We start from the raw sequence: 14,434 nt of genomic DNA, 5'->3' as shown, positions 1-14,434 counted from the left end.
AATCAGTAGGAAGAAAAGCACTCCCCACTGATTGAAGTTTCACTTTATCGTTTATTCTGTTCCTTTTCTTTTTTCGTACTGCCGCTGCGGGGTCATTTTGGAAATGGCATCATCCACAACTTCCTGGGCTTTCTTTGCTTCCCGGTCCTGTTTTTGGGCTTCCTCCTGAATACGGTTTACGTCCTTCGGGGTATTTTCGGTCATAAATAAACCCTCCCTATTTGTTATATGTAATTAATGTTTCCGAATTTCAGTGAATTAAACAAATTGGAGTCATGAAACCTTTTGAATACTGAATCGTACTACAGTAAAGGGGATGAGAAGATGGCAGCTTTTATTGTGATTTTTTTCTTATTTATTCCTGTGTACGGAGTATTGCTATGGAGTTATTTTGATCCGGAAGAAAGCCTGCTTTGGGGAAGGCGGGGGATGTATAAGGAGGAGCCCGAGATTTCGGAAGGTGCCAAAAAATACACGAAAGTTTTATCGCTCGTCCTAATGATCCTGATAACATTGATATTTGCTATTGTATTCTTTAATCTAATAGCAGAAAAGTTCAGTTAAGTATTTGTAAGAAGGAGTAATGCGGAAAATGATAATTGAAGTGATCGCAGACACACTCAGTGATGCGCGAATTGCCGAACAGGCCGCGGCAAGCAGAATTGAACTGGTAACCGGGCTGGCTGAAGGCGGTCTAACGCCAAGCTATGGAGTTATTGAAAGTGTATGCAGAGAATTGACAATTCCGGTGAATGTGATGATCCGCCCGCACAGCCGCGGGTTTTGCTATTCGGAAGAGGACATAAAAATCATGATTAAGGATATTAGTGTCTGCAAGAAGCTTGGTGCAGCAGGTGTAGTCTTTGGCGTTCTCACACCTGACCACAAAGTACATAACGAACATTTGAAACGGCTAGTTCATGCTGCAGACGGACTGGATATTACCTTCCACCGGGCATTTGATGTGACTGATGACCAATTTGCGGCTCTGGAAGTGATCAAGGAGTATCCGCAGATTTCGAGAATCCTTACATCAGGTGGACAGAGTAGTGCTGCAGATGCAGTAGAAAGATTAAAGTGTCTCCATGAGCTTACGGCAGATAGCCATTTAAAAATTATGGCAGGTGCGGGTCTGTCAGTTGTTAATATAAAAGCATTTTTGGATGAGGTGCCTGTCACTGAGGTTCATTTTGGTTCAGGTGTCCGATTCCAATCAAACTATGAGCATGCGATTGATCCTGAGAGAGTGCAGGCGTTAAAGAAGATAATCGGCAGCGGAGAGTTATAGAAGAAAAGCATCATTTATTTGGATTCTGTTTACGTTGAAATTCTTCTTTGATAACTACTTATGTTATTAATTCAAATTTTCAGAATGAAGATTGACTGGACTGGCAGTTCCATGCTACATTAATTTCATATTATTAAAAGGTGTGGTGAAGTATGTCGATTGCAGGTGTCAACTAATTGTTTAGTTGAATTAGGTACTAATTTTCTGGTTTTCGCCAGTTTATTAAGAATGCCTTTTTTCAAACATGTTTTGTTTGAATACCTGCCATCAGACTGCTTCCATTTCTATATATTCGTGTAGCTTTAGACACTATGCCTGTTTTAGGGTTAAGTTTGTTTATGCCTGTTCGAAAAGTAGAACGCCCGCGGAAGCTTTCTGCCCAATTTACATTGGGGCGGGGAAGGCTTTTGCGGGCTATTTTATTTGGAATGAGGCAGAGAGAATGAATGGAATGACCTTTGAAAAATTACAATACCACGAATTGAAAAATAAAGTGAAACAGCATTGCGTCAGCAGTTTAGGGAAAGCGCTGATCGATAAGCTGGAGCCGAGCTCAAATATAAAAGCCGTCCGCAATCGCTTAAACGAAACAAGCGAGGCGAGAAGGCTGCTGGACGCCGAAAAGCATTTGCCATTAACCGGCATTTCCAATATAACAGGCATTATTGAAAAAGTGGAAAAAGGAATCATTTTAACTCCATCAGAGTTAAACGCTGTATCCGATTTTCTTAGGGGCTGCCGGAAAATCAAAAAATTTATGGCAGATAAAGAATTTTTTGCGCCAGTTCTCTACACGTATGCGTTATCTATGACCGAATTCAGGAATATTGAAGAAGAGATTCTATATGCAATCAAAGGAAACATGGTTGACTCAGGTGCAAGCAAAGAGCTGAAACGGATTAGAAACCATATTGCCAAAACCGAAGAGAAAATTGAAGAACGATTGAATAAGTTCTTGCGGAGCAGTGCTAATAAGGAATACATTCAAGAATTTTATATCAGCAAAAAGGATGACCGTTTTACGATTCCGATTAAAGCATCCTTTAAAAATCAGGTTGCCGGAACAGTGGTTGAATCCTCTTCAAAAGGCTCGACTGTTTTTATGGAGCCTGATGCCGTTTCAAAGCTTAATGTGGAATTGTCCATGCTGAAATCGGAGGAGTCGGTAGAGGAATATCAAATACTCGCCACACTTTCAGGAGCCATTCTTGAATCCATTCATGAGATCCGCATCAATATTGAATGCATCAGCCAGTACGACATGATTTTTGCAAAAGCGAAGTACAGCAAAAGTACGGACGGTATTGAACCAGCGATAAATAAACATGGGTATATCAAATTGGTAAACAGCAAGCATCCTTTATTGGAAGGGAACGTTGTCCCGCTGGATTTTGAAATCGGGAAGGACTATAGAAGCTTAGTCATAACAGGCCCCAATGCAGGCGGGAAAACCGTGGTCTTAAAGACAATCGGAATCCTCACTCTGGCTGTCATGTCCGGGTTTCATATTAAGGCGAAGCCGGGAAGTGAAATCGCCATTTTTGACAATGTATTTGTTGATATTGGCGATAATCAGAGCATCGAGAATGCCCTGAGTACGTTTTCTTCTCATATGAAGAACATTTCCGAAATCATGAGTGCTTCCACTAATAATACGCTGCTTTTATTCGATGAGATTGGCAGCGGAACAGAGCCGAATGAAGGGGCTGCATTGGCAATTGCGATTCTCGAAGAGTTTTATCATATGGGATGCATCACGATTGCCACTACTCATTATGGTGAGATTAAACGTTATTCTGAAATGCATGATGATTTTATGAACGCTGCCATGCTATTCGATAGTGCGGAATTGAGGCCGATGTATAAGCTTTTAATAGGTGAATCTGGAGAGAGCAATGCACTTTGGATTTCCAGAAAAATGAATATCCGCGAACATGTCCTGAAGCGCGCGCAATTGTATATTGAAAATAAGGAATATAATCTGGAAGCAGTACGGGAGAACAAAATAAAGAAGCCAGTGATTGAAGTGAAGCAGACTGAAGATGTGTATCACTACGATATTGGTGACCGGGTAAAACTGATCAGCCAGGATGATTATGCCATTGTGTATGAGCCAATAGATAAATTCAATAACATTAAGCTGTATTATAAAAATGAAATAGTTGAAGTAAACAGCAAGCGGATTGAATTGGATATTAAAGCAAGCGAGCTGTATCCGGAAGGGTATGACAGGAATACCTTATTTACCAGTTACCATGAACGGAAGCTGCAGCATGATCTGGAGAGAGGATCGAAAAAGGCGCTGCGGAAGGTTGAAAAGGAGATTCGGAATAGGAAGCAGGAATAAATGAGTGAGGCGATTCTCCGGGTGGAGGATCGCCTTTTTACTGGGTATTTTTGTCTGAAGCTTCTTTGGTTCGGACAGAGAACGGCGGTTTTCTGCTATTTGAGTCCGAAGTTGGCCCGGGTTCTGACACAGAACTGTGGTATTCAGCTATTTGAGTCCGAAGTTGGCCCGGGTTCTGACACAAAACTGGGGTTTTCAGCTATTTGAGTCCGAAGTTGCTCTGGGTTCTGACACAGAACCGGGGTTTTCAGCAATTTGAGTCGGAAGTTGGCCCAGGTTCTGACGCAAAACCGGGGTTTTCAGCTATTTGAGTCCGAAGTTGGCCCAGGTTCTGACACAAAACTGGGGTTTTCAGCAATTTGAGTCCGAAGTTGGCCCAGGTTCTGACACAGAACAGCGGTTTTCAGCAATTTGAGTCGGAAGTTGGCCCAGGTTCTGACGCAAAACGGCAATTTTCTGTAATTTGAGTCAGAAGTTAGCTCGGGTTCTGACACAAAACCATGATTTTTTGCTTTCTTTGTCCGAAGTGTTCCGCGGAATCTTTGTCCGGATAACTGCCAGGATGAAGTTTAAGCAAAATCTATGAAATCAAAAACCCTGTCGCAATAAATAATGCAGCAGCAATAACAGCCCCGATGGCTGAAACTTTCAATTTATATCGTGCATAGTCGACGAGGTCCATATCCAGGATCGAAGCAGTGGTAATGGTGGTATCGCCAAGTGGTGAGGTAAGCGCTCCGAATGCCCCGCTTGCGAACACGGCTCCAACGGTAAGTGGAATGGAGGCGCCGGTTGAAACCGCGAGGGTAATTCCGAGCGGCATGAACAATCCCCATGTTCCCCATGAGCTCCCAATAAAGTAGCCGACCACTGAACCGAGCACAAAGATGGCAGCTGGTGTCAGATAAGCTGGCAGAAAGCTTCCGAGTGAGCTCCCGATAAAATCTGAAAAACCAAGATCCTCCGCCGCCAGTGTCAGCGCCCAAATCAGAATGAGCAGGCTGATCGCCTCCATCATCTGATTGCCTCCATCGTAAAAATGATAAAGAATTTCGTTCATTTTCTCCCGCCTGATTATGTAGAAAATAAAGGTTAAGACAAGGGTGATAAAAACAGCCAGCAGCATCACAAATGTAGCGTCGGCCATGGAAAATGCCTCGAAAATCGTATTTGCACCCTGCGACATTCCATCCTGCCATAACAGGAACAGAGAAAAGGCAAGCAATAAAACGACAGGGAAAATCAAATGCCATGGCTGGGCTTTTACAAGCGATAATTCCTTCTTAATTCCCATCCGGTGGAATTCATGCTCTTTTTCCTCCAGATCGGTATGGGCTTCAGCTTTTTGCTCTCCTGTCTTTTTCCGGCGCCAGAACGTCTGCACCATCCCAATCAGCAGCATAATGATCGCGTAAAAGTTAAACATTATGCTCAATAAAAAAATCTCATATGCGGACATATTCAGATCCAGCCCGCTGATGCCGCCTTCAACAAGTGAGACCATGAAGCCCACAAAAGCTGTCGCAACCGGAAGCAGCACAATTACGGATTCAGTTGATATATCGAGAGTCATGCCGACTTTCTGTTTGGAGAGATTCATTTTTTTAATCAACGATTTGATAATGGGTCCGATCATCATAATCCGAAACATCGGCATCATGAAGGTGAACGGGAGAGTGATCCAAATGAACACAAGAAGACCTCGTTCAGAGCGGATCCGTCTGCCGGCCCATTCGGAAAACCCCTTAATGCCGCCCGCAATATTCATCATTCCGACAAGCCCGCCGAAAAGGTATAGAAATCCGATTATCTTGATATTCGTTTCATCGGAAAGCGTTGTCACAATATAAGTGACCGACTGCTCCGTCCCCGCCAGCAGGTCCGCGGACACTAGTATGGAGCCTACAAGGATGCCCAACACCAATCCTGGCAGGATATTCTTCAGCCAGATGGACATTCCGATTACGATTATAAATGGTATGAGCGATAGCCAGGTGATGTTCAAGTTTGTGCCCTCCAAAAAAAAATGCCGTTACTTATTTAGTATGGCCAGGGAAGGGAGGTAAATTCCCTGACATCATACAATAATACTTCATTTCCTTTGGATTGCCTGCTATTAGAAGGTACAACCTTTTTCGCTTTAACTCATTAATATGGGTGTTTGATTCAGTAACAATCCCCCATCCTGACACATATTTTGATGGAGAGAGTATCCGAAGGACTGACAATGCTGTTCTTCATTTTGCCCCTTGATGCTGCTTGCACATCTTATTAATAAATACGGAGGTATGAACATGAATGATTTCCAAAACGAATTGCAAATGCTGAATGTTGGTGATTTCCATGCGAATGAGATGGTTCCTTGGGATCAAAACCAGGTGTATAGTGATCAGTCCCGGTTATGCGCTGGTTTTGGTATTGGCTTTGGATTTAGCTGCTTTTTCTTTAACTGCTTCAACTGCTTTAACTGTTTTAATTGTTTCCGATGCTCTAACTGTTTTAGGTGCGGAGGCCGCTGTGGCGGGCGCTGCGGAGGACGTTGCGGCGGACGCTAGCCTATTCGATGTGTTCAGTTTAGCCCCTGAGTATTCAGGGGCTTTTCATCTGAGGGTCAGACATATGAGACAAATCCCAATACATAGAATGAGAGAGAAAGTATGTTTCTTAATTAGGCATAGTTTACGGGTAAGGAGGCGCGAAATGAAAAAATTGACCCCTTCTGTGCGGCTGAAGATGAAAAGGGACACGTTTTTTATCCCTGATCCAGCCAAAGGTGTGTATTTTCGGAATAATGTAAGCTCCTTCCGCATGGAAGGCAGTATGATCGATCAGTGGGTTCAAAAGCTGATGCCGATGTTTAATGGTGATTATTCGCTTGAGGAATTGACGGCCGGCTTGCCGGGCCCGCATAGGGATCGGGTGTTTGAAATTGCGGAAGTGCTGTACCGTAACGGCTTTGCGCGGGATGTTAGCGGGGATCATCCACACCAATTGGAAGAGCATGTCCTTAAAAAGTATTCCTCCCAGATCGAATTTTTGGAAAGCTTCGGTGATTCGGGTGCATACCGTTTCCAGGCATACCGGCAGGCAAAAGTGCTGGCAGCAGGTTCAGGCCCTTTTTTTGTTTCGCTGGTTTCTGCGCTGATTGAGTCCGGATTGCCAAAGGTTCATATGGTCATTACAGACCCTGAATCGACTAACACAAAGAGGCTGAAGGAGATTGTCGCACATGCCCGGCAAACAGATCCCGAAGTTTCTGCAGAGGAGGTAACAAGAGAGAGTGAAGAGGATTGTTCCTGGGAGGAATTGATCCAGCCTTATGATTCAATTCTATATATCTCGGAAACAGGGAATGTAGAGGAACTGCAGGTTATACATGCAGCTTGCCGGAAAGAGAAGAAGATATTTCTTCCTGCTATTATCTACAAACAGGCTGGTATGGCAGGTCCTCTTGTGCATCCGGAATCAGAAGGATGCTGGGAGACTGCCTGGCACCGCGTACATCAGTCCGCATTTTGCAAAGACAAGCAATTGCATACTTCCTCCGCCACGGCAGGAGCCATGCTCGCTAATTTGATCGTGTTTGAACTGTTTAAAGAGGTTACTGGATTGACCAGTGCTGAACAGAGAAATCACTTTTTCCTGCTTAATCTGGAGACGCTTGAAGGAAATTGGCATTCCTTTTTGCCTCATTCGATGCTGACTGGAAATACAGTTGTGGAATGGATTCAAGATGTTGATCAGAGAATCGGACAGAATTCCGAAAGAAATAAGTCTGACAGTTTGTTTCTATTTTTCAGCCAATTGACTTCCAAAGAGTCTGGAATTTTTCATACATGGGAGGAAGGGAATTTAAAGCAGCTTCCACTGGCACAGTGTGAAGTGCAGGCAGCAGACCCGCTGTCAAAGGGCCCGGCCGAACTCCTGCCAGCTTTAATCTGTACAGATTTGAGGCATGATGAAGCACGCAGGGAAGCAGGTTTGACCGGAATAGAATCGTATGTGTCGCGGATGGCTGAAAAGCTCGCAGCAGATCAGCTTGCACCTAGCGAATTTGTTGGTGTGGGAGCAGGAGAAACATTTGCAGAAGGGGTACTACGCGGGCTGGATAGATGTTTGGAAGAGAAGCTGGCTAAGCGTCAGGCAGTACAAACAGCAGTTGCTCCGCTGCATTTGAGTACTGTTGAAGATGAACGCTGCAGGTTCTATTTAGACGCATTGGCAACCATGAAGGGAGCGCCAAAAATCTGTGAGGGTGAAGGAGTGTCCGGCTTCCCTGTGGTCTGGGTCGGCACGGACGATCGCTGGTTTGGCAGTGTTGGCATTAATAGAACATTGGCGCTGAGGAAAGCGCTGCAGCATGCGATTGCACAGTCGCAAAAGCAAAGGGGGAGACATAGAGCAACTGCAGTGGAGGCATCATCTGTGCTTGTGGAGGAAAAGGAGCCTCAGCGTCTGGTCATACCTACTTGTATTGAGAAGGAACAATCCCAGCTATTGCAGTCTGCCAGACAGGTTCTGGAAGAGAACAGCATGCAGCTCTTAGTGTGTGAATTTTCGTTCGAGCCATTTTTGAAAGAGAGTCTGGCAGGGGTGTTTGGGGTGTTCATACGGGAGGGGGAATCTCAGTGAGTGCTGTCGTGGTAGTTGTCGGAGAGGGGCTGCTGGCGGACAGCGTATGCAAACAACTGCCTGCCGAATATAGGGTAGTCCGTCAAATGAATTTCGAGCCTGAACTGCCGGATGGAACAAATTTGTTTCTGGTGCTGCACGATACTTGGATGCCTTCAGTTCATAAAAAGGCGGAAGAGGTATCCCGATCATCAGGTATTCCCTGGCTGCGGGGTTTTGTATCATTTGGAGAAGGCGTGATCGGCCCAATCGTTCACCCGTCTGCACCGGGATGCTCTCAGTGTGCGGACACTCGGAAACTCCTGGCAGGGCGTGACCGGGAAGAGATGTGGAAGCTGCAGCAGAAATTCGAAGGGAACAGCGGATTAGAAAGTGACGCCTGGGCATCACGGACAGGTCTTTTACAGGTGTCCCTCCTGCTTGTGTCCGAAGTGCAAAGGTGCCTGGAGGGCAGCCTGGCGGACCTGGAAGGACGAATGTATCTGGTCAGTCTGAAAACATTGAAAACCTCTCGCCACCTCATTTTGCCGGATTCATTGTGCCCGGTCTGCAGCTCCCTCCCTGAAGATTCACAGGAAGCCGCAGGAATTACTATTAAGCCAAGTCCGAAAATTAGTGCAGATAGTTACCGCTGCCGCTCACTGGAGGATTTAGAGCACTTGCTCATCAAAAATTATCTGGATCCGCGGACTGGTTTACTAAATGGGAAAATGTATGATTTCAAACCGCCTTTTGCAGATGTAGTTGTAAACCTGCCGTTGTTTGGAGGGGATGAAGGCGTGGCTGGCCGCACTCATTCCTATAAGGTCAGCGAGCTGACAGCCATTCTGGAGGGGCTTGAACGTTCCTGCGGCATCTCGCCCCGTGGAAAGAGGACAGCAGTCTTTGACAGTTACCGCAACCTGGAAGACCGGGCTTTTAATCCTCTAAAAGCAGGTGTGCATGCAGATGAACAGTATGCACGGCCGAACTTTCCTTTTAATAAATTAAATCCTGATATCCCGATGAATTGGGTATGGGGTTATTCGTTTTTGGAGGAGTGCCCGATTTTGGTTCCTGAGCTGCTTTCTTATTACAGCTTGGGCTGCGGGAATGGGTTTGTCTATGAAACGTCCAACGGATGCGCACTGGGCGGCAGCCTGGAAGAAGCGATTTTCTACGGTATTTTAGAAGTGGTGGAGCGTGATTCATTCCTGATGGCCTGGTACGGACAGCTGGCCCTTCCTCGGCTTGATCCTTATTCCGCTAATGATCAGGAATTGCAGCTGATGATTGATCGGGTAAGGGCAGTGGCGGGGTATGATCTTCATCTGTATAACGCGACAATGGAGCACGGGATACCAAGTGTTTGGGCGATGGCGAAAAACAGGAAGAAAAAAGGGCTGAATCTCATTTGTGCGGCCGGAGCCCATCCTGACCCGCTCCGGGCGGTAAAAAGCGCAGTCCATGAGTTAGCTGGAATGATGGGGACAATGGACGATGATTTTGAAGCGAACAAGACGAATTTACGGCAAATGCTTAAGGATTCTTCCCTTGTCAGGAAAATGGATGACCATGGGATGCTTTACGGTTTGCCGGAAGCGGAGGAGCGGCTGGCGTTTTTGCTGGATGAAAACCGTCCGCTCCGATCGTTTTCCGAGGAATTCAAGCAGGGAAGGAGACATGCAGACCTGACAGATGATCTGCAGGACCTTCTTCAGGCCTTGCACAGGCAAAAGCTTGATGTCATAGTGGTGGATCAGACGACACCGGAAATAAAGAGGAGCGGATTGCATTGTGTCAAGGTGCTGATTCCGGGGATGCTGCCCATGACATTTGGACACCACCTGACACGTGTAACAGGGCTTGGGAGGGTGCTGGAGGTACCAATGAAACTCGGATATGCAAAAGAACCCCTTAGAGTTGAACAGCTGAATCCACATCCCCACCCATTTCCATAAGCCCTTACTGGGAGGTGAAAAAGATGAATTCAGACACATTTCTGCACAATTTGCATTTTGATATTGATAAAATAACCCCGCCGGATTGGGAAGTGGATTGGGAAGATGCGCCGCTTGCTTATAAGCTTTACCGGGGCTTACCAGTTTTCCCCCTGTCCCTGGAGGTTCCCCTTTCTCTTGAAGAATGGGAGGCACCTGCAAAGCCTGATCTTAGGAGAATTGGGGATTTTCTTTGGTACACATTCGGCCTGAATCAATTTTCCCAGTCTGTCTCTCCAGTGGGTTCGGATGAGCAAGGGGATTTTATGCAGTCGTTTCGGCGGTCTGTGCCTTCTGGCGGAGCGCTGTATCCTAACGAACTATACATGTTTTTGAAAATAGATGATGTGCCGGAAGGGATCTACCATTATGATGTACTGCACCACCGCCTGGTGCTGCTTCGCAAGGGGAATTTCGATTCGTATATAGCCCGTGCTCTTGGCAGTCGGTGTGATGTGTCATCCTGTTTTGGGACTGTGTTCGTGACGACCATGTTCTGGAAAAATTACTTTAAATACAATAACTTTGCATATCGTCTGCAGGGCTTGGATGCAGGGGGAGTGATTGGACAGTTATTGGAGGTTACAAAGAGGTTTGGTTTTGCAGCGGGAGTTTACTTCCAATTTCTTGATCGTGCTCTCAACCATCTCCTTGGACTGTCTGATGAGGAGGAGAGCGTATATGCCGTGATCCCGCTGTCAGTGGAACCAACCAGATGGGCTGCGAACAGTACCAGCAGGAACGAAATGGCTTCTGCCGCTGAATTGTGCGGGGAAATAACCCCGATTCAGACTAAAACCTTAGTCAGATCTAACAAAGTAAAAGAATTTCCGATGTTAACCAGCATCAATAAATCGTCCATGCAGGAGTCCATAAGTTCGTTTCGTCAAATCATTCCTCATTACACCCACTGTGAGGGACGGCCTGTGACTCTTCCTCATGTAAACAGGATATCGTATGATTTGGCGGCAGTCTGCAGGGAGCGTTTTTCACCGGACATAGATTTCACTTTAGGAAAAGTCAGGCAGGAGCAGCTTGCTGCCCTTCTTCAGGAGGCGGCTGTATCCTGCCTGTATCGGAACGATTTAGATATGGCACTTGAAAATCGCGCGTCACGTGTAACTTTATATGTGTGTTTGAATAATGTCGACGGGATTCCGAATGGTGCTTATTATTATGACAGCGATGCCCATTCACTAAGAGAGATTAATCTTGGCGACCATCGGCTTGCGCTTCAATCCGGAATGCCTGCAGGCAATGTGAATCTGTTTCAAGTCCCGCTCTGCTTTCATATAGCCGGGGATAGAGCTTACCATAAAACGGAGTTGAACTATAGAGGCTACCGCATTCAGCAAATGGAAGCGGGAATGCTTATGCAGCGATTACTTATAGCAGCAACAGCGCTTGGAATGGGCGGACATCCGCTGCTCGGGTTTGATGCAAAGATGAGTGATGAAATCTACGGAACCGAATCACAGGGAAAAACCAGCCTCATCCAAATCCCAATTGGCTTCTACCGGGCCCGTCCATGGCTGAAGGGGAATTTAATTAGCTAGATTAGAAGATGAATCTGGTTGAAGTTTAGGGATGGTTGGGCGCTTAGCGACCATAATAAGAGTGGAGAAGAATATCGTCGTTAATAGAGTTGATTAACTCCCAAAAGTCAGGAAGTTGCGTAAAAAGGCGATAAACTAAAAACTAAAGATGGTGAAAATATAATACCTGCACAAAGACTGTTTATTATCTATATGCAATAAAAAAGCGGTAAATTGATGATTTACCGCTCTTTTATTGATTCAATCCATTTTGATTAAAAAAATGTGTAATAACAAAATTCACTTCCATCCTGTAACATTTGAGAATGTTTCATAATCACAACCTGTGATGTATTCAAACTCTTTTCCAGTTCTCCTTGTATATGCTTCGGATGCTATCGACAGTAACGGTTCAAAAGAGTTGTCCTTTGGCATTTTTTGAGGATTATTGAGACAATCATCAAAGTATTCTTCTCCCTCAGCAATCACGGAGCACCTAATATACAAGAATAGATCTGCAGAGAAATGCTCTTGTGTTATTTCATTATATGAATATTCTCCTATGTTTTTGGCGTGCTCTTTAGTGTCTAATAAATATAGCTTATAAGACAATGCTTCTTCAAACTCTTTAATGTCCTTTACTCTCATTTTTGCTAGTGCATTAACAGCAGGTTCTATTATTTTTTCTTCATCATTTTCATAAAAATTAAGTAAAAGAATAATTGACCAGAAGGTTTCATCCTTCATTATTTTTTTAGGTTTTTGTGGTTTATTATGATATTCTTCTTGTATTCTTTTTTCTTCTTCCCGAATTTCCTTCTCAAAGTTTTTTCTATCATGTTCCCATCTCCACTCTAAAGAAACTTCCATTCCAACAGAATCGTCCCATTTCCCGCCAAATGAGTTGCAAAATATTTTTCTTTTATTATCGGAAAAAGGAATATTCCCGATGTAAGTAACCTCTTTAGGTACCTTCCCTTCAACCCAAAGCAATGCACGGCTATTTTTGAAAAAAAGCGATTCTGAATAAGAATATCACCTAAAAACTCGTTTTCAATTGGTGGGATTTCTGTACCTATATATGGTGTTGTGATAATAAGATAGGATTTATCTATTTGGTCAGCAACTCTTATTGCACCGTATCGACCATCTGGTAAACTTACCGCAAAAACATCTCCTATTAATACTGTATTTTTTAATTTCCCCTTAGCCACTTTGACTCCTCCTGGAATATATACTCCTTAATAATTATTTATTAATTAATTGTCCTTATGAACTAAACTCACCATTAGATGTGTAAGACTCTTTACTAATTTTACTATATTTATCTCAGAAAAAACGCTAAAAAGCAGTGCGATTTCTGTTGTGAAATCCACTGCTTTTATACTTGTTTTTATATTTCTTTTTCCTTTGCGGGTACTCCAAAAGAGAAAGGCATACTGTAATTAAGTAAGTAGTGCAGTTATAGTGAAGAAAATGTAAAGAAATGATAGGAATCACACTTTAAATAACAACTCAAATAACAATAGAAATGACCCACAAACACACACATATATATCTGTGTGTGTCTAATTTACTTTTCTTCTCATAGTAAACCTTACATTAGTTGCTTATCAAGATTACTTTTACTTTTTTAGAATTAAAAATTTAGGTCTCTAGACTTACTGGGAATTTGAGCTTGGGTCGTATGATTATTCTTAAGGATAAAGTTAAAATAATGATAATGAATATAATGCGATATATTTTAAAACATAAAAGGAGTAGTCATTTTGAACAAAATCAAATCAAAGCTAGAAATCACATCCACTACTAGAAAATTGCAACTAGCCATTGCTTTGAGCTCGGTAATTTTCACCATCGGTACGACATTGCAAAATTTTGTCATTGTAAATACAGGGCTAATTGAAACTATGATGCAAATGGCAGGTGCTCAAAATCCAGCTGGAGAAGCACCAGGATTTACTTTTTGGTTTCGAATTGTTGGATGTATATATATCTTAGGTAATGCGTTAGGTTTATTGGCTTTTCGGAGCCGTTCTAGGGTACTATGGTGGACGATATTATCAGTAAACATCACTCAAGGTTTAGGTTTTGCTATGATACCTCCTTCAATGTGGACAGCTTCAACCGAAGCTTACGGTGTATGGGGGATATTACCTAGTGCTATCACCGATGGAGGTGGGCTCATCTTGTCCCTTGTGATGATTATTTCTATGGTGAAGTATCGCACTACATGGGCACAACACCGATTACATCAACGATAAAATACACTTAGTAAAGTTATACCTAAAAAGCCTCCATTGGGTCTGGAGGCTTTTTGGCTTTCAAAAAAAGGATTTGTTCATATTGTTCACTTATTTGCTTCGTTTAAATTAAGTACATAATCTCTATACTTAATATAAACAAAAATTTACAATCGCCTTTTGTATGCGTAGAATTAACAAAGTAACTAGCACATCTTTTAGCATGCTAATTTTAGAATTGACAACAACTAATGTCATTATTAGAAATAATTTGTAATTTACTCTGCGATTCTGAAGATAAAACCCGCCAATGATTGGAATAAAAGAGAAACAAGAGACCAAATCGTCAATGCAATTTGGTCTGCTAATAGGCATGTTATTTCATATGTGTCTCCACGTTATCTGAACTA

The 14,434-nt window shown here is 43.6% G+C and carries 12 protein-coding genes; 8 read left to right on the top strand and 4 right to left on the bottom strand.

Going from position 1 to position 14,434, the window contains the following annotated elements:
- Positions 1–51 precede the first annotated feature (51 nt).
- Complete coding sequence (locus CHI10_RS22440) at positions 52–204, bottom strand: hypothetical protein (RefSeq protein WP_179289054.1); 153 nt, start codon at positions 202–204, stop codon at positions 52–54.
- 120 nt (positions 205–324) lie between these two features.
- Here CHI10_RS22440 and CHI10_RS15925 point away from each other — a divergent pair, with 120 nt between their 5' ends.
- The 3 genes from CHI10_RS15925 (at position 325) to CHI10_RS15915 (ending at position 3,635) form a co-directional block, all read left to right on the top strand.
- A complete protein-coding gene (locus CHI10_RS15925; RefSeq protein WP_095245205.1) occupies positions 325–564 on the top strand; it encodes a hypothetical protein in 240 nt (79 codons plus the stop codon).
- 28 nt (positions 565–592) lie between these two features.
- The gene (locus CHI10_RS15920) at positions 593–1,288 is read left to right on the top strand and encodes a copper homeostasis protein CutC (protein WP_095245204.1); all 696 of its coding nucleotides are present in this window, start codon (positions 593–595) and stop codon (positions 1,286–1,288) included.
- A gap of 442 nt (positions 1,289–1,730) precedes the next feature.
- Positions 1,731–3,635 (top strand): endonuclease MutS2, encoded by a 1,905-nt coding sequence (locus CHI10_RS15915; protein WP_095245203.1) that lies wholly within the window; start codon positions 1,731–1,733, stop codon positions 3,633–3,635.
- A 580-nt stretch (positions 3,636–4,215) separates the two neighbouring features.
- Here the strand turns inward: CHI10_RS15915 and CHI10_RS15905 are convergent.
- Positions 4,216–5,640, bottom strand: coding sequence for a Na+/H+ antiporter NhaC family protein (locus tag CHI10_RS15905; RefSeq protein WP_095245201.1), 1,425 nt, complete (start codon positions 5,638–5,640; stop codon positions 4,216–4,218).
- 247 nt (positions 5,641–5,887) lie between these two features.
- Between CHI10_RS15905 and CHI10_RS15900 the strand changes: the two genes are divergently transcribed.
- From CHI10_RS15900 to CHI10_RS15885, 4 genes are all read left to right on the top strand, one after another.
- A complete protein-coding gene (locus tag CHI10_RS15900) occupies positions 5,888–6,190 on the top strand; it encodes a heterocycloanthracin/sonorensin family bacteriocin (protein ID WP_353615976.1) in 303 nt (100 codons plus the stop codon).
- A gap of 145 nt (positions 6,191–6,335) precedes the next feature.
- On the top strand, positions 6,336–8,267 hold the full coding sequence (locus tag CHI10_RS15895) for a putative thiazole-containing bacteriocin maturation protein (protein WP_095245199.1): 1,932 nt from the start codon (positions 6,336–6,338) through the stop codon (positions 8,265–8,267).
- Entirely contained in the window at positions 8,264–10,207 is a 1,944-nt protein-coding gene (locus CHI10_RS15890; protein WP_095245198.1) for a TOMM precursor leader peptide-binding protein, read from the top strand. The genes CHI10_RS15895 and CHI10_RS15890 overlap by 4 nt, the downstream gene beginning before the upstream one ends.
- A gap of 23 nt (positions 10,208–10,230) precedes the next feature.
- Positions 10,231–11,802: a SagB family peptide dehydrogenase gene (locus CHI10_RS15885; protein WP_095245197.1), complete on the top strand. Its 1,572-nt coding sequence runs from the start codon at positions 10,231–10,233 to the stop codon at positions 11,800–11,802.
- A 279-nt stretch (positions 11,803–12,081) separates the two neighbouring features.
- Here CHI10_RS15885 and CHI10_RS15880 read toward each other — a convergent pair whose 3' ends face one another.
- Together CHI10_RS15880 and CHI10_RS15875 are read right to left on the bottom strand one after the other, a co-directional pair.
- Entirely contained in the window at positions 12,082–12,651 is a 570-nt protein-coding gene (locus CHI10_RS15880; RefSeq protein ID WP_095245196.1) for a DUF4240 domain-containing protein, read from the bottom strand.
- On the bottom strand, positions 12,636–12,995 hold the full coding sequence (locus CHI10_RS15875; RefSeq protein WP_095245195.1) for a hypothetical protein: 360 nt from the start codon (positions 12,993–12,995) through the stop codon (positions 12,636–12,638). Before CHI10_RS15875 ends, CHI10_RS15880 begins: the two co-directional genes overlap by 16 nt.
- A gap of 555 nt (positions 12,996–13,550) precedes the next feature.
- On the opposite strand from CHI10_RS15875, the gene CHI10_RS15870 reads away from it, so the two are divergent.
- A complete protein-coding gene (locus CHI10_RS15870; RefSeq protein ID WP_095245194.1) occupies positions 13,551–14,045 on the top strand; it encodes a hypothetical protein in 495 nt (164 codons plus the stop codon).
- Positions 14,046–14,434: the final 389 nt, after the last annotated feature.

This window comes from Bacillus sp. 7894-2, assembly GCF_002272225.1.
GTDB lineage: Bacteria > Bacillota > Bacilli > Bacillales > Cytobacillaceae > Cytobacillus.
The sequence above is the reverse complement of the archived record's forward strand: the minus strand, read 5'-3'. Positions and strand labels throughout refer to the sequence as shown.